Consider the following 15,004-nt stretch of genomic DNA (forward strand, 5'->3'; position numbering starts at 1 on the left):
TCGCACCGAGCGGGAGCGGTCTCCGGACAGGTTCGTGACATTGTGACGGCGGCCGTGGCGAGGGGGCACCCGGCACGTGAACTTCCGCCGTTGCGTGGTCTCGTGGGGAACGCGGGTGTGCAGTACACGAACGCGCTCACCGAGACACCCGACGGGTTCGAGGCCACGTTCGCCGTGAACGTACTCGCCAACCACCTGTTCGGTGCCGGGCCCGGCGTGGGAGCCCCCGGGCGTCCTTGCCCGCACGGGCGCTTTCCCTGAGCCGGGTGCCGCTGCGGGCGGGCGTACCGCGTAGTCGACGAACACGCTGGCCGCGATCTATCTTCAGCGGACGTAGGGGTGGCCTGAGTCGAGTCATGTGCTCCGACCAAGGTGTACATGACCACGACGAAGGCCGTGAGCGTGAGGGTGAGCCTGCCGGCCCGCGGGAGTGAGGCCGCAGATCCGCGTGAGAAGCCTCAGCGTGTCTGACCGTATCGCTGACGCCTTCACGGCTGCCTTGATGACGGGCGATTCACCTCGGTGGTCCCGCGGGCACGCGTCTCGCCAGCCGGTATGCGACCGGCGCCCCGGCCGCGAGCCCTGTGCACGCACAGGGCAGGATCGTTTCCCGGGCGCCGCCGCGGGCGCCCTCCAGGCCCGGCCAGGCCCGGACCGCCCACGCCTAGGAGAACGCATGCCCCTCGACGTCCCCGCGCTCCGCGCGCAGATCCCTGCCCTGACGGCTGGGTCCGCCCGTTTCGACGCGCCCGGTGGCACCCAGACCCCGCAGCCGGTGATCGACGCGGTCGTGGAGACCCTGTCCCGGCCTCTGGCCGTACGGGGGACGCAGAACGAGGGCGAGCGGAACGCGGAGGGGATCGTAACCAGGGCACGGTCGGCGCTCGCGGACCTGCTGGGCACGGAGCCTCGCGGCATCGTGTTCGGGCGCAGCGCCACCCAGCTCACCTACGACCTGGCGCGGACCCTGGCCAAGGACTGGGGGCCGGGCGACGAAGTGGTGGTCAGCCGCCTCGACCACGACGCCAATATCCGCCCGTGGGAGCAGGCCGCAGAGGCTGTCGGTGCGACGGTCCGGTGGGTCGACTTCGAGCCGGACAGCGGGGAGCTGCCGCCCGCCCGATTCGCCGAGACGGTGTCCGCGCGGACCAGGCTGGTGGCGGTCACCGGGGCGTCCAACCTCATCGGCACCCGCCCCGACCTGCCCGCGATCGCGGAGCTGGCCCACCGGGCGGGCGCACTGCTGCACGTGGACGCCGTCCACCTGGCGGCCCACGCCTCCGTCGGACTGGAGGCGCTGGGGGCCGACTTCCTCGTCTGCTCGCCCTACAAGTTCCTCGGCCCGCACATGGGCGTGCTGGCGAGCCGCCCCGAGCTCCTGGAGGCCCTGCGGCCCGACAAGCTGCTCCCGTCCACCGATGCGATTCCGGAGCGCCTGGAACTGGGCACCCTGCCGTATGAGCTCCTGGCCGCGGCCCAGGCCGCAGTGGACTTCCTAGCCTCGCTCGCCCCGGGTGCCGCTGGCACCCGCCGGGAGCGGCTGGCCGCGGCGTTCGAGGAGATCGAGGCGCACGAGGACGCGCTGCGGGGCCGGATCGAGAGGGGGTTGTTCGCGCTCGGCGACGTCACCGTTCACTCCCGCGCAGCCCTGCGCACACCGACGCTGCTGGTCACCTTCCCGGACCGGTCTGCGGCGGACGCCTCGCGGTTCCTGGCGGAGAGAGGAGTGGACGCGCCCGCCGGCTCGTTCTACGCGCTGGAGGCCTCGCGCCACCTTGGGCTCGGCGACGCGGGCGGGCTGCGTATCGGCCTGGCCCCGTACAGCAGCGAAGAGGACGTCGACAGGCTGTTGGAGGGTCTGGCCGCCTTCCTCGCGCAGACTCCGCGCGGCTGACCGGGAGCCCCGCCTGTCCGCCGCGGTCGTCGAAGGCCGCGACGGGCAGGCAGGGAGGGCGCGGGCTGACGCGGTGCTCGATGAGAGGCCCTCGTATCTCGCCCCCTCTCCAACTGCTCCACGTCGAACGCCCCCCCGGCGGGGACGTCGGCCGGGGCGAGCAACGTCGGCACGGCCCTGACCGGGGCTGGGGCCGCCGCCAGCGCGTTCGGCATCTCCTGACGGGTGAGATCCGTGCAGTAGGCGGTGTGCCGGGCTGCCGCCGCCACGATTCCGTGAGCGGCCCCGCATCAAAGGCGTCGAACCCGGTGTCCTCAACGAGTGCCATTGCCAGGTCAGGCTCGCGCGCGCTGTTCGGTCGCGACGGGGAGCAAGATGCGGTCCGCACCTCCCGCCGGCTTGTTCCTGTGCGCGAACGGCTCGGCTCCGATCGAGTTCCGCGCTCTGAGGATTGGCCGCCCGGTTGCTTGGCAGCCCGCACGCTCTCGGGCTGTCCGGCCTCGATCGCCGCGATTCCGTTGTCCCGCTGTGGGAAGCAGTTCGACGTGCCGAAGACAATCGTGTCAGCCGACACCTTGGCGATCAGTGGTACGACCTGCGGAATGCGGGCGAAGGGAATGGAGAGGATCAGGGCGTCGACGTCGACTGCGGCTTCCGCCGCCGACACCCTGTCCGGTCCTCACGGCAAGGCACCGCCTATCAGTAGACCGTGCATGGCACGACTACTCGACCTGCGCCTCGACGCCCCAGACATGAACGTCCACCGCAGCGGCCGCGAACTGCTGCACGCGGATGGCCGCATGCAAGGCGAATCCACACCGGGCCCGCCCGGGCCACGTCAGCCGGGATTCTGGACCTTCGGACCAGGAGGCCCGGCGCCCCGCACCCCGGGGGTCCGCGAGGAGATGGACGTCCTGGCCACGCTCGCGCCCGGCCCGGGTGCCACCGTGGTCTTGTCGCCGGTCGTCGCAGGTTGTGCTGCTCGCAGCTTGTCCAGCCGGGTGGCCTGCTCGGCCGAGCTCCTCGCGATGGCTGCGGCCAGTTCCGTCGCCTCGTCGGCCTGGCCATGGGCCTGCTCGCCGGCGCAGAGCAACCGGGACTGCTTGAAGCCGGCGCGCAGCGCGTCGGTGAGAATCCGGTCGAACGCCTGGCCGTTCGTGGCTGCCGCCTTTTCGAGGGTGCCGAGGCTCACCATGCCCGGCATGTCGTGCCCCTCGTGGGGGCGGGTGTCGGGGACGCCTGAGAGACGCAGCACCGCGCGCAGTCGGCGGAGGTCTCGGCGCAGTGTCGATCCGGTCGTCGCCGCCAGCTTGGCCAGCCTCGGGTCCGCCGTGCGGGAGGGAGCCAGATCGGTCAGGAGTTGTGCGCGCTCGGTCATCGGGATCATCAACAGGATCCAAGCGGTGTCGGTAGCGTTGAAGGTCGGCCCCGGCGACGCGCCGGCCGTCGGCTGCGAGCTGCAGCCGACGGCCAGCAACGCCACCACCATGGCGCATGCCGACCACAGGGTCAGAATGTGCCGGCGGAGTTGCACTTGGCCTTCTGGGTGATGCAGTCCTTCACGCGGTGCCCGAGGCCGGCGTTGTCCCAGGCGTTGAAGAAGTCGCCGTGGATGGACGATGCCATGCCCGAGGCCAGCCGGAAGCCCGCGGTGCTGCCGCTGGTCGGATAGCTGACGACGAAGGAGAGGTTGGGGATGGCGACAGGGTAGGCGCCGCTGCACTTGCCGTCGAAGGCGGTCGCCACGTGCGACTTGTGGTCGGGACTGTCGAGGTGCTTGCCGTCCCAGCAGTCGGGGAAGACGAGTTGGTGGGTGAGATGGGCCTGCGGGGCGCAGCGCGGCCAGTTGCCGTCGGCGCTGCGGCCGATCTCACCGCCCTCGCCGGCGCACCAGTACTGGCCCGGCGAGCCCGCCGGGGTGGGCGTCTGGGACTTGGCGTTGCCCGCGATCATGCGGAATCCCTGCGGGAAGGGCACGGTCGTCGAGGGGTCGACGAGCCGCGAACCGTAGTACACGATCATGCCCTCGGCTTCGACGGCCTTGTCGCCTTCGTACAGGGTCGGGATCCAGTACGCCGAGAGGTCGTTGGCAGGCGTGCAACTGGTGGGTGTGTTGGTCAGCAGCGACTGGGTCGTGGAGAACGCGTCGGTGCTCCTGTTGCCGAAGAAGCTGTGCATGTGGGACGCACCGGGCAGGCCCGGCGCGACGATGGGGTCGTCCGGCTTGGAATGGCTGTAGGAGCACGTGGCGTTGAACTCCGGGACCCTGACGATACCGGCGGGCACGGCGGCGGGTGTCATCGCACGGAACTGCGCCAACTGGGCGTCCCACTTGGCCTGGTCGATGGGGACCCATCCGGCCGCCGGGCTGTCGCCCGCGCCGACGAAGGAGAACCAGTTGATGTTGACGAAGTCACCGGCCGCCGTGCTGCGCAGCACGGCGAACACCGTCTGTGAACCGGTGGGATGGGTGGTGACGTCGGTGGCCTGGGTCGCCCAGGTCTGCCAACCCCCGGTCGGGGAGACCGGTATGACGGCGAGCAGTGGTCCGGTCAGGCTGCCGGTCCGGAATTCCACCGTGCCCGAGCCGACGGCGGACGCGATCCGGGCCGACACCGTCAGCCGGCCGGCCGCGCCGAGGTCGACGTTGTCGAAGCGCATCCAGTCACCGTTGGCGAGGAACGCGACGTTCTGCCCGCCCCCGATGTCCCCGGTCGCCTCCGACGCGACACCCGACTGGGCTGCGTAGGACTCGGCCTGGACGGTGACCGTCGCGGCCCGGGCCTGCTGGGTCGATACGGTCAAGCTCAGGGCGGCGGCCAGCACGACCGCCAGAGTGCTCACCAACAGCGTGTACAGATGGGCGGGATATCTGCGCATTTCACTTCCTTACGGGCATCAGGGGTGACGGGTCTGCTCGCCGAAGTACAGCGATGGGAGAGCGGGGCGGACAGTGGCGTTTGCCCGCAAGGGGATTCGGGTGTCTCGGACCGCCGCCCACAGGGGGCGGGAGGAGCCGCCCGTGACCTTCGCGGTCACCGGGCGGCCAGGGGTCACTGATAGACCCGCACGTGGTCGACGAGCATTTTGGCGGGGAAGGGGGTGCTGGCGTCTGTCGGGCCCGGCCAGTCACCTCCAACCGCCAGGTTGAGGATCAGGTAGTGAGGGTGGTCGAAGATCCACGGTCCGCGTGTCTGCTCCACCTGCTCTTTGTCGAGAGTCAGAACGGTCCGGCCGTCCAGGCTGTAGGTGATGCCCTTGCTGTTCCAGTCGGCGGCCCAGGTGTGGAAGTCGTCGGAGAAGTCGGCGTTCCCGGGCAGTGTGTACGGCGCGCCGATTCCGCCGCCGCCGTTGTAGGCGGGCGCGTGGACGGTCGAGTAAGCGGTCTTCACGTCCTTGCCGAGGATCTCCATGATGTCGATTTCGCCGTTGTACGGCCACGGCCGGCCCGTCAGGAAGTCGCCGCCCATCATCCAGAACGCGGGCCACAGACCGTTGCCCTTGGGCACCTTGATGCGGGCTTCGACGCGCCCGTAGGTGAACTGGAACGTCGCGCCGGTGTTCATCCGCGCCGAGGTGTACTGACAGGTGGTGCTGCCGCTCAGCGGGTCGGGCGGGCACGACGATCCGGCGGTGGCCTCCTTGCGTGCTTCCATCACCAGGTGCCCCGCCCCGTCCAGCGCGGCGTTGCGATGGTCGGTGTAGTACTCCAGCTCGTTGTTCGGCCCGGTGCCCGGATCGGCCCTCCACTTCGAGGAGTCGGGCTTGCCGCCCGCAGCTCCGTCGAAATCGTCGCTCCACACCAGCCGCGGCGGGCTCGCGGGGTCACTCGGCAACGGCGGAGCCTGTATCGGAGCGCCGCCGGTGCCATACACCTGGAACTCCCACAGCGAGTAGCCGTAAGGGGTGGCACGCTGCGTCCCGTACATGCGCACATAGCGGCCGGTGCCGGCGACGGCCAGCGTCTGCTTGAAGCCCGTGCCGGACGTCGTCGAATAGATCGGTGTCCAGTCGGCTCCATTCGAGGAGACCTGTATCTGGAAGGACTTGGCGTAGGCGGGATCCCACTGCAGGACGACCTTGTCGATCTGCGCCGTCGCACCGAGATCGACGGAGATCCAACCTGGATCGGTCCATCCCGTGGTGGAGCTTGTGGCCCAGCGGGAGGCCGGATCCCGGTCGAAAGCCCTGGCCGACGTGCACTCCCAGCAGTTCTGGTCACTCTGGGAAGAGGAAGCCGCGCCCGGCCTGCCGTAGGAGAGCAGTTGGCCGGCGTCACCTCCAGGGCCGCCGGCACCAGCAGTGCCGTACACCTGGAACTCCCACAGCGAGTAGCCGTAAGCGGTGGCTCGCTGCGTCCCGTACATGCGCACATAGCGGCCGGTGCCGGAAACGGCAAGGTTCTGGGTGCCGCCCGTGCCCGCGGCTGTCTGGTGGACGACGGTCCACCTCTCCGCGTCGCTCGATACCTCGATCCTGAACGCCGTGCCGTACGCGGCTTCCCAGTTGAGGACGACCCGGCTGATCCCGGCACTTGCCCCGAGGTCGATCTGAATCCACTGCGAATCGGCGAAGGCGCTGGACCAGCGCGTCCCGGGGTCGCCGTCGACGGCGCTACGAGCGCTGAAGTTTCCCTCGGTACTTGAGGAGGTGGCGGGCTTTCCCTGAGAGAGCAGCACCTCCGCCGCCTGCGCGGAAGGGGTAGGGAGAGCGATGAAAGCGAGCAGGGCGGCCGCGAGGGCCAAAAATAAGCTGAAGCGACGCAGCGGCGCTTGCATGGGCGACTCCTCAAGTGGGGGAGGTCAGGGAGCGCTCCCTGAAAGGGAGGATGGAGGGACTGGTAATGGCTGTCAAGACCTCTTTCACCTCGAAAAAACAGCGACGTAACACCCACGACGCATGGAGGGAGCGGTCTCTCATGGCCTCCGCGGCGCGCCGACAGCCACGGGGGTGGCACTGAGGGGGACGCCTTCCGGGCACGCTCATGTCTCCCCGGCCTGCGGATACGCTGCTCGCATCGCCATGACGCAAAGCCGGAGGTCGCCTGATGAGAAAACCCGCCCCGCGCACGAACCCGGGCGGCGGCACAGGGGACGGACAGGTATGAAGCGCCCCACTCTCGATGTGGTGGCCGCCCGAGCGGGCGTGTCCAAATCGAGCGTCTCCCGGGTCATCAACGGCGAGACGACGGTCGCCCCGCAGATCCGAGACGTCGTCATGCGCGCCGTGAACGAATTGGGCTACGTGCCCAACGGCGCGGCGCGCAATCTCGTCACCCGCCGCACAGACACCCTCGCCGTGGTGGTATCCGACCCGCCCCAAGGAGTCGTCTCCGACGACCCCCTCTTCTCCGCCGTGGTCCGCGCCGTCAGCAGAGAGCTCGAGACGGCGGGCAAACGGCTCGTGCTCATGCTCGCGGAATCGGACCGGAGCCGGACCAGAGTCGTGCAGTACATCGCAGGCGGGCATGTGGACGGCGTGCTCCTGGTCGCCTTGCACGGTACGGATCCGCTGCCGGCCGCACTGGCCCGGCAGGGCCTGCCCGTCGTGTCCTTCAACCGCACCTCCGCACAGGACGTCCCGTACGTCGCTCTGGACAACGCCGGCGGAGCGGCGCTGGCCGTACGTCATCTCCTGGACCTCGGTCGGCGCCGGATCGCCACCATCACCGGGCCGCTCGAACTGTACGAGGCGCGTGAGCGCCTCGATGGATACCGCCAGACGCTGCGTGACACCGGCCGTCGCTCCATCGTGGCACTGGGCGACTTCACCAGAGCCTCCGGCGCCGAAGCCATGCGGCAGCTCCTGGAGGACGACCCCGACCTCGATGCGGTGTTCGCAGCCAACGACCTGATGGCGATCGGAGCTCTGCGCACCCTCCATCAAGCGGGCCGGCGCGTCCCCGAAGACGTGGCGGTCATCGGCTTCGACGACATAGAGGCCGCGTCCTACACCAGTCCCGCGCTCACCTCGGTGCGCAGCCCGATGGCCGACCAGGCGGCCGCCGCCGTCCACCTGCTCCTCGGCCTGATCGAGGGCGGCCCCACAGGGCCGGTGATCATGCCGAACGAACTCGTCGTGCGCGAGTCGACCTGATTTGCCGTCAGCGTGCCTCACCCCGCGAGCGGAGCGCCGGCGCCGACGGCGCTCCGCTCGCGCCGGAGCTACTGATACACCCGGCTGCTCTTGCCGGGACGTCAGGAGCGGAGAGTGGCCGCCCCGACACTTCGATCCGGCTGTCATTGTCGGTCTTCGGTGGGACAGGACACTGGGAACGGAGCCGAATCTCTCCCCAAGATCTGTGCCCGAACCCGGGCTCGGGCAGCACAGGGCCTGCCTCGCGGGCCGAGTGTGGCGGGGTCTCAGCGCCAATCGTCGATCACGTAGGCGTCGGGGTGGCTGTAGCCGGGTTCGTTGGGCCTGTGCATGGTCACACCCTGCAACCATGTGCGGAAACCGCGGTTGATCATTCGACGATAGGCATCCGGGCGGCCCAGGTTCATCCCTGCGTCCAGTTGCCCCAGCCCGCGCTCGGCGGCCAGCTGCTCGCATGCGCCAAGCAGTCGTTCGAACCGGTTGGCGGCCTCCGGGCCAGGGCGTACGGCTCCGAACTTGACGAAGCACACGTCCTCGCCGGCCTCCGACCCGGCTCCGCAGTGGCAGACGGCCAGGCCATCCAGCTCGGAGCCGGCGCCCTGGAGCAGGATGGTGTCGCCGAGCCTCTGCGCATGCGTGGTCACGATCTCGCGTTCCAGGCTCAGGCCCTCGTACACGGCCCCGGTCAGTGCGCGACAGAGGCTCAGGGCTTCGGGCTGCTCGGCGGCGGGCAGCTGGCCGTACAGCACTCGGCCGGGGGCTGCGGCACTGCTCGCGACCTGCTTCTTCATGATGGCTGTGAGGAATCGGGGCCAGAAACCGTACCGGCGATAGAGCTCAAGGTGCTTGGGACTGTGCGAGAAGGTGAACAGGCCCAGGTGGCGGTTCTCCCAGGTGTCGAAGCAGTCCATGACCGGCTCCATGAGGCGCCTGCCGACGCCCTGGTCCCACAGGTCCGGACGCACGGTCAGAGGGCCGAAGTACCCGACGCTGCCCCAGTTGGCCGCGAAGTTCGATCCGGCGACTTCACCCTCGACCGTCGCTGCGAAGGCCGCACGTGGATCGGCCGCCCAGCGGGTGCGGACGTAGTCGGCGGTCCCGAAGAAGGTCTTCGGCTCGGGAGCCCCGAGGAACGTCCCGAAGGCGACCCTGAAGATTTCGTCGGCCCGATCCAGGTCCGCCTCACCCAGCGGGCGGACCGACACAGGGCCCGTGCCACTCTTGCGCTCCCCTGCCGGTGGGATCATCGCCCTCTCCTTTCCGACCCCTGTTTCATCGCACCACGGGCGTGCGCCGCAGGCGAGGCGAAAGGTCCACCGATACCAAGGGACCGAAGACCCGTCTGGTCTGCCTTGCCTGTCCGCCGGGAACCGCAGCAATCAGCAGGCCGAAAACCGACCGGTGGAACAACGGCTACTACGGGTCCCGAGGCCCAGCAAGGGCCGCCTTCCGTAAAGCGCATACTTTGAGTGACGGCTAACGCGCAGAGAGCTGAGCCTTTCCGCTTCAGAGCAGCGGGGCTTCGGCGCAGTCGCCCCTCCCGTTGCTCGCCCCCCCCAGAGATCGTGCCCAGACCGCCCCACTGGATCAGCTGGTCGTACGTCGCCATCGAGCGATCCTCTTCCGTCGGCTGGGGCCCTGACCCTGTCGAGCCGGTCTGAGGTCACGCACGGCCGCACTTGCGCTTGATCATTACCCTGTGCGGCGTGGGCGTGGGGTCGTTGACTTCCTCGTCCGTCGCTTTGCGAGGCCGGGTTTGCCGACGGTGTGCACGTCGTAGCGTCCGGTGGGCTGGTTGTTTTGCGGCCGGGTGGCCGTCCTGGACCGGGCTGCGCCGATTTCGGTGCTGCGGCTGGGCAGGTGGCCTTCGGGCGGAGGACCAGCCGGCCGTCCGCCGCCCGCGGCAGCGGCACCCGTCGGCGCAGGAGGCCCTGCGGTTGCGGGCGGGGCCGCGTTGGTGGCGGGACGGACCGTGAGGACGTGGCGGCGGTGTTCGGGGTGTCGCTGAAGGCGGTCGACATCTGGTGGGCGAAGTGGCAGGCCGGCGGGCGGGAGGCGCTGGTGATGCGTCCTCGCGGCAAGCCGGTCGGGGTGCACCAGGTGCTCGGGGCGGCCGAGCAGGCCGCGGTGCGGCAGGCGTTTCTGGACCACCGGCCCTGTGACGTGGGGCTTTCCGGGCAGCTGTGGACGCGGCGGCTGGTGGGCGAGCTGATCGCGAAGCTGTGCCGGGTACGGCTGACCGAGGTGGGGGTGGGCAAGTACCTGAAGCGGTGGCGGCTGTCCTTCCAGCGCCCGGACAAGCGGCCGTCGAGCAGGACCCCCAGTACGTCCGGCGCTGGCATGAAGAGACCTGGCCGGAGATCCGCGCGAAGGCGAGGAAGGGCGGCGGTGAGATCCTCTTCGCCGATCAGGTCGGTGTCCGTTCCGAGAAGGTCCCCGGCCGCACCTGGGGTGAGAAAGGCAAGACCCCTGTGGAGCGGCGGAGCGGGAACCGGTTCTCCGTCAACCCGACGTCCGCGATCAGCACCAAGGGCCGGATGCACTTCATGGCCCTCACCGAGAGCTTCACCGCCGAGGTGATGTGCCGCTTCCTGGACCGGCTCGCCCCCGGATGACGTCGAGCTGCACTTCCTGCCCCCATACTCGCCCGAGCTGAACCCCGACGAGCTGGTCAACGCGGACCTCAAGCACAGCCTGCCCACACAGCACCGGGCCCGGAACCAGGCCGAACTCGCCACCGAGACCCGCCGCTTGTTCCGCAGACGTCAACGTCAGCCGCACATCGTCCGCGGCTACTTCGGCGGCCCGCACGTCCGCTACATCCTGGTCCGTGACTCCAAGAACCCCACCGGCCCCCAGTTCTCCGTAACCCCGGCCGCCTGGACGGAGTTCCTGACCCGCGTCGCCTGAGACGCCCACGCAGTGCGTACCGGCCCCGCCCCCGGAGGGACGCGGGGCCGGTGCACGTATGGTCTCGGCGTGAATATGATCAAGGACTTTGGCCGTCTGCCCGCAGTGGGGCTGGCGGTACTGATGCTGGCCGCATCCCTGGTGTGGTTGCAGGCCGGAACCGCGCGCGCTGCGTACGACAACTGCCCGACCGACGCCTTCTGTCTGTACACCGAGTCCGGTGGCAACGGCGAGATGGTCTCCTTCTCCCTCCAGGACGGTCCCGTCCTGGACTACCAGGCCGAAACGGCCCTGGCCGGGAAGACCTTCGTCTCCTTCCGCAACAACACCGGCTCGTGGGGCTGCCTGTACGAGAGCGCGAGCTACGGCGGGGTCAGGATGCAGTCCGTCCGCCCTGGGCACCTCGGGGGTGACCTGCCCAAGGACGACGCAGAGGTTCAGGTGGTGGTGCCCGCCTCGCACAAGTTCGCCAAGTCCAAGCCGGGTTGCCGGACCGGGTTCGAGCGCTGCCAGGCCACCCGGCTGTGCATCTTCCAGGGGCCCAGCGGGCGCGGCGTGGCCGCGGGGACGCTTGAGCCCGATGTCCTGCCCGACGGGGTGACGGGCAACAAGGCCTACTCGGCGACCTGGAACGACAAGGTCGTGTCCGTCTCGAACCGGTCGCACAAGTTCGCCTGCTTCTACGACGGGGCCGGCTACGGGCCGTGGCACATCCTCACCTGGACCATCCCGGCCTACGTCGTTCCGCCCGGGCAGGAGACGACTCTTCCGCCGTCCTACCAGCGGAAGATCAGCGCCCACAAGCTCGCCGACGCGGAATCGAAGTGCTGACCATGCAGAAGAACACCACACGTCGCCGCATCGCGGCCGTCACCGCCGTCCTGGCGACGCTGGCCCTGACGCAGTCCACGGCGACCGCCGCGAACGACCCCACGACCGACGAGGTCAAGTCGGTGCTGGACGGTCTGACCGCCCACCCCCAGTCGGTCACGGAGGGGGTCGAGCGGACGACGTACTCCAGCGCGACCTCCCCTCTCGTCGTCCGCGTGGCGGTCATCGACCCCGACATGGGCGCGGTCACGCTGGGCAGCACGTTCGGAGCGGCGGTGGGCGTGAAGGAGAAGACCACCGCGATGCTGGCCACCGTCGGAACGACCGGGTACGACGCACCGTACGTCGGCGTCAACGGCAGCTTCTCCGTCGCCGCCAAGGACGAGGATGCCGAAGGCGTCATAGTCCACGAGGAGCGGTCGATCCCGATGATGGCCTCCGTCCAGGACGACGTCGTCCAGGGGGCGTCCTGCATGAAGGGACAGAACGCGGTCGTCCTCCAGCACGGGCGGCCCCACTTCACCAGGATCACGACCTCGATCGAGATCACGTCCGACAAGAAGACCCCGGGCACGACCGACGACGTCAGGCGCTCTGTCGACGGCCTCAACCGCTATCCGGGCTGGATCCCGTTCTGCCAGCAGGAAACCGGTGACCGGACCATTCCCGCCGAGCGGGACGCCAACGGCAAGGTCCTCTACTACTACGACCAGAACGGCCGGGCGCTCACCACCGGCCCCTACTACGAGGACTACAGCGAGATCGTCGTCTTCACCTCCGCCTACGGCCAGACGACGCCGGCTCCCGGCCACACGCCCTTCGCGGCGGCGGACGACGCCGACGGAGTCGAGGTCGCCGTCGACAAGGAGGGCTACGTCACCGAGGTGAGCCAGACCCGGGGTGGAATGGACATCCCTCCGGGCGGCAAGGTGCTCCAGGGGATCGGTGTGACGCAGGCCGACGGCGGGGCCAAGTGGCTCACTGAGAACGCCCAGGTGGGGGCGAAGCTCACCTACACGCAGAGCGTCAAGGACATCGGCTTCAACGAGGAGACGACCGACGACGAGGACATCCCTCTCAACCCGGCGTATCCGTCCGTCGACGTGGTCAACGGCACGCACCAGCTGATGGTCAACGGTGAGGTCGTGGCCGCGGCGGGCAGCCCTGATACGGCCCCCCGTACCGCCATCGGTGTGGACGGCTGGGGGCGCACCCTCCTCGTCACCATCACCGCCAAGACCCAGGAGCGACGCGGCGTGCCGATCTACGACCTGGCGAAGGTCATGGAGGACCTCGGCGCCGTCGACGCGCTCAACCTCGACGGAGGCGGCTCCACCACGTTCGTCGCCGACGGCGAGGTCCAGAACATCCTTTCCGACGGGAAGGACAAGGAACGCCCGGTCTACGACAGTGTCTACTCCGGACCGGGCGGACACGCACTGCCGGCCATCGGGAACTGACCGTCACACCGTACGGACCGGCTCCGCGTCCCCCCGAGGGGCGCGGGGCCGGTACGAGCACGCGTACACCAGCGCGAGCGCCCCCACGCCCCGTACCCGATCACCGGTCCCAGGCCGAACTCGTCGCGGAGACACGTCGCTTCTTCCGCAGACGCTGGCACCAACCGCACATCGTCCGCGGCTATTTCGGCGGCCCGCACGTCCGCTACGTCCTGGACGAGAACCCCATGAGTTTCTGATCAATAGGCCTCAGGGTCGGCGGAAGTGCGTTTGTAGTGACATGTGTAGGGATAGGGGTCCCCGCCGTCCGCGTGGACAGTCCCGTTCATCCACAGCTTTCCGTGCTCCAGATAGAACGGCAGAAACTGGTGGTCGTTGTGATTCTTGAAACTAAGCACCAGATAAGGCGTCAGGCCAGGGTCGTTGTTGACCCCATGCCATTTCCCGTCGCTTGAACGGCGTGTCACCTGCGAGTCCGGCACGGGGCCGTCCCACTGGACCGGAAAGTCCTTGCTGGAGAAGGTGTAGTCGTCGCGTAGCCGGACGATCGGCGATCCGCATTCCCCCTCCCCGTCCCACCGGCCGACCAATTCGGCATGAGTGACGGCCTTCGGAGTGGGGGCGGGTTTGGCTGTCCCGCAAGCGGACGGGGCGAATGCCATCACGGTGGCAGTCGCAAGGCTTACACCGATGCGAAATATGTCGAATTGCACGCTGTCTGCTTCCAACCGTTGGATGACGCCCAGTATGCCGGTCGGTGATCCGAAGGAGACGGCCTAGCAGGCGCTGGACGAGATCCAGCCTTCGTTGTCACGGTGGCGGTCCAGCCCCACGGCCTCGAACTCGTCCTCACCCAGGCCCCTTCGCGCGCCCAGCCGCCCCAGGGACTGGGAGATCGGGCTGACTGTTCGGGAGAACCGCTTCTTCGTTGGCGCATCCAGCGGCCCCAGCACCAGTGCCCCGTCAGCCCAGACGGCGGCTCGTTGCTCGCCGACGCCACCAAAGTACTCGGCCTCCACATAGGCAACCGGCCCTGAGACCGACCACTGGGCGAGCAGTCTCTCGAAGCCACCTGGCAGCCGCCAAAAACCCAGATCCCCTGCGGCGCTGCCGTCCGTGACGCCGTCGAAGACCTCATCCGTCATCGGCATCAGCGACAGGCCCTGCCGAAGGGGCGCCACTCGGGCTCCCGGAACGTCCCGTGCCGCGCCACTCAGCAGCTCGTCCCCTGCGATTACCGCTTGCAGTACGTAACCCACCCCAGGCCCCTCCCCAACCGATTGGAGCCCTCATCTTGCCTGACGCGTCGGGCACGAACCCGAGCGCCTCTCACTACAGAACCCACAACCCACCAGCGAGTTCCTGCCACGGCTACCACCAGATTCTGCGAACCCGCCGGTTTCTGAGCTGGACCGCGGCGCCTGCCCACCGCACCTCGTCACCCGCCGTCAACTGCGCGCCCTGGGCCTGCGCCCCGGCGGTCACGACCTCGTTGCAGTCCTGCGCTGCCGCCGTTGTGCCTATCGGCCCGCGCACGCCTGCAATCACCCCACCCGCGCGTGGCTGTGGGACCGGACTCTGGCCCCGCCACCCGCTGTAGCGGATACGCGAGACGCGACTGGCTCGACTACATCGCGTCCCGCTGACCGCTCCCCCGGGGCGGCGGCGAGCGCTGTCCCACGGGACTGCGATGGTGGCGCCTTGCCGCGAGCAGGGCACGCCCACGAACAGGTGACGGCTGCACCCAAGACGGTGATCGCTGGCTATGCTTCGTCCAACGGCCGTGGTTGGGCCGGGTCCCCTGGACTGCTCT

The 15,004-nt window shown here is 69.1% G+C and carries 12 protein-coding genes and 2 pseudogenes; 7 read left to right on the forward strand and 7 right to left on the reverse strand.

Translation table 11 applies throughout. The annotated features are described in order from the left end of the window. Positions 1-676: 676 nt before the first annotated feature. A complete protein-coding gene (locus tag AC07FA_RS28040; RefSeq protein WP_479079090.1) occupies positions 677-1,894 on the forward strand; it encodes a cysteine desulfurase-like protein in 1,218 nt (405 codons plus the stop codon). Positions 1,895-2,732: 838 nt separating this feature from the next. Here the strand turns inward: AC07FA_RS28040 and AC07FA_RS28045 are convergent. The 3 genes from AC07FA_RS28045 to AC07FA_RS28055 all read right to left on the reverse strand — a co-directional run bounded on the left by AC07FA_RS28045 (position 2,733) and on the right by AC07FA_RS28055 (position 6,672). Further along, a complete protein-coding gene (locus tag AC07FA_RS28045) occupies positions 2,733-3,383 on the reverse strand; it encodes a DUF305 domain-containing protein (protein ID WP_479079152.1) in 651 nt (216 codons plus the stop codon). 20 nt (positions 3,384-3,403) lie between these two features. Further along, on the reverse strand, positions 3,404-4,774 hold the full coding sequence (locus AC07FA_RS28050) for a DUF1996 domain-containing protein (RefSeq protein WP_479079091.1): 1,371 nt from the start codon (positions 4,772-4,774) through the stop codon (positions 3,404-3,406). A 173-nt stretch (positions 4,775-4,947) separates the two neighbouring features. Further along, a complete protein-coding gene (locus AC07FA_RS28055; protein WP_479079092.1) occupies positions 4,948-6,672 on the reverse strand; it encodes a discoidin domain-containing protein in 1,725 nt (574 codons plus the stop codon). A gap of 325 nt (positions 6,673-6,997) precedes the next feature. On the opposite strand from AC07FA_RS28055, the gene AC07FA_RS28060 reads away from it, so the two are divergent. After that, a complete protein-coding gene (locus tag AC07FA_RS28060; RefSeq protein WP_479079093.1) occupies positions 6,998-7,990 on the forward strand; it encodes a LacI family DNA-binding transcriptional regulator in 993 nt (330 codons plus the stop codon). A gap of 266 nt (positions 7,991-8,256) precedes the next feature. Here the strand turns inward: AC07FA_RS28060 and AC07FA_RS28065 are convergent, their stop codons facing one another. After that, complete coding sequence (locus AC07FA_RS28065) at positions 8,257-9,237, reverse strand: GNAT family N-acetyltransferase (RefSeq protein ID WP_479079094.1); 981 nt, start codon at positions 9,235-9,237, stop codon at positions 8,257-8,259. A 445-nt stretch (positions 9,238-9,682) separates the two neighbouring features. Further along, positions 9,683-9,867: pseudogene (locus tag AC07FA_RS28070) on the reverse strand (NF041680 family putative transposase); the annotation flags it as partial. A 187-nt stretch (positions 9,868-10,054) separates the two neighbouring features. On the opposite strand from AC07FA_RS28070, the pseudogene AC07FA_RS28075 reads away from it, so the two are divergent. The 5 genes and pseudogenes from AC07FA_RS28075 to AC07FA_RS28095 all read left to right on the forward strand — a co-directional run. Continuing rightward, positions 10,055-10,252 (forward strand): annotated as a pseudogene (locus tag AC07FA_RS28075) (IS630 family transposase); the annotation flags it as partial. A gap of 8 nt (positions 10,253-10,260) precedes the next feature. Further along, on the forward strand, positions 10,261-10,605 hold the full coding sequence (locus tag AC07FA_RS28080) for a transposase (RefSeq protein ID WP_479079095.1): 345 nt from the start codon (positions 10,261-10,263) through the stop codon (positions 10,603-10,605). A gap of 136 nt (positions 10,606-10,741) precedes the next feature. After that, positions 10,742-10,900 (forward strand): DUF397 domain-containing protein, encoded by a 159-nt coding sequence (locus AC07FA_RS28085; protein ID WP_479079096.1) that lies wholly within the window; start codon positions 10,742-10,744, stop codon positions 10,898-10,900. A gap of 75 nt (positions 10,901-10,975) precedes the next feature. Beyond that, complete coding sequence (locus AC07FA_RS28090; protein WP_479079153.1) at positions 10,976-11,731, forward strand: peptidase inhibitor family I36 protein; 756 nt, start codon at positions 10,976-10,978, stop codon at positions 11,729-11,731. 2 nt (positions 11,732-11,733) lie between these two features. Next, on the forward strand, positions 11,734-13,191 hold the full coding sequence (locus tag AC07FA_RS28095; RefSeq protein ID WP_479079097.1) for a phosphodiester glycosidase family protein: 1,458 nt from the start codon (positions 11,734-11,736) through the stop codon (positions 13,189-13,191). Positions 13,192-13,430: 239 nt separating this feature from the next. Here the strand turns inward: AC07FA_RS28095 and AC07FA_RS28100 are convergent, their stop codons facing one another. Both AC07FA_RS28100 and AC07FA_RS28105 read right to left on the reverse strand, forming a co-directional pair. Further along, positions 13,431-13,904 carry a hypothetical protein gene (locus AC07FA_RS28100; RefSeq protein ID WP_479079098.1) on the reverse strand — a complete coding sequence of 158 codons (474 nt, stop codon included), beginning with the start codon at positions 13,902-13,904 and terminating at the stop codon, positions 13,431-13,433. Positions 13,905-13,967: 63 nt separating this feature from the next. Next, positions 13,968-14,372 (reverse strand): hypothetical protein, encoded by a 405-nt coding sequence (locus AC07FA_RS28105; RefSeq protein ID WP_479079099.1) that lies wholly within the window; start codon positions 14,370-14,372, stop codon positions 13,968-13,970. Positions 14,373-15,004 lie beyond the last annotated feature (632 nt).

It is taken from the genome of Streptomyces sp. NPDC045968 (assembly GCF_056430475.1).

Coding starts and splice junctions, on each gene's coding strand:
- AC07FA_RS28090 (WP_479079153.1), top strand. CDS start 10,976: ATGATCAAGGACTTTGGCCGTCTGCCCGCAGTGGGGCTGGCGGTACTG.
- AC07FA_RS28045 (WP_479079152.1), bottom strand. CDS start 3,383: ATGGTGGTGGCGTTGCTGGCCGTCGGCTGCAGCTCGCAGCCGACGGCC.
- AC07FA_RS28040 (WP_479079090.1), top strand. CDS start 677: ATGCCCCTCGACGTCCCCGCGCTCCGCGCGCAGATCCCTGCCCTGACG.
- AC07FA_RS28060 (WP_479079093.1), top strand. CDS start 6,998: ATGAAGCGCCCCACTCTCGATGTGGTGGCCGCCCGAGCGGGCGTGTCC.
- AC07FA_RS28095 (WP_479079097.1), top strand. CDS start 11,734: ATGCAGAAGAACACCACACGTCGCCGCATCGCGGCCGTCACCGCCGTC.
- AC07FA_RS28055 (WP_479079092.1), bottom strand. CDS start 6,672: ATGCAAGCGCCGCTGCGTCGCTTCAGCTTATTTTTGGCCCTCGCGGCC.
- AC07FA_RS28050 (WP_479079091.1), bottom strand. CDS start 4,774: ATGCGCAGATATCCCGCCCATCTGTACACGCTGTTGGTGAGCACTCTG.
- AC07FA_RS28065 (WP_479079094.1), bottom strand. CDS start 9,237: ATGATCCCACCGGCAGGGGAGCGCAAGAGTGGCACGGGCCCTGTGTCG.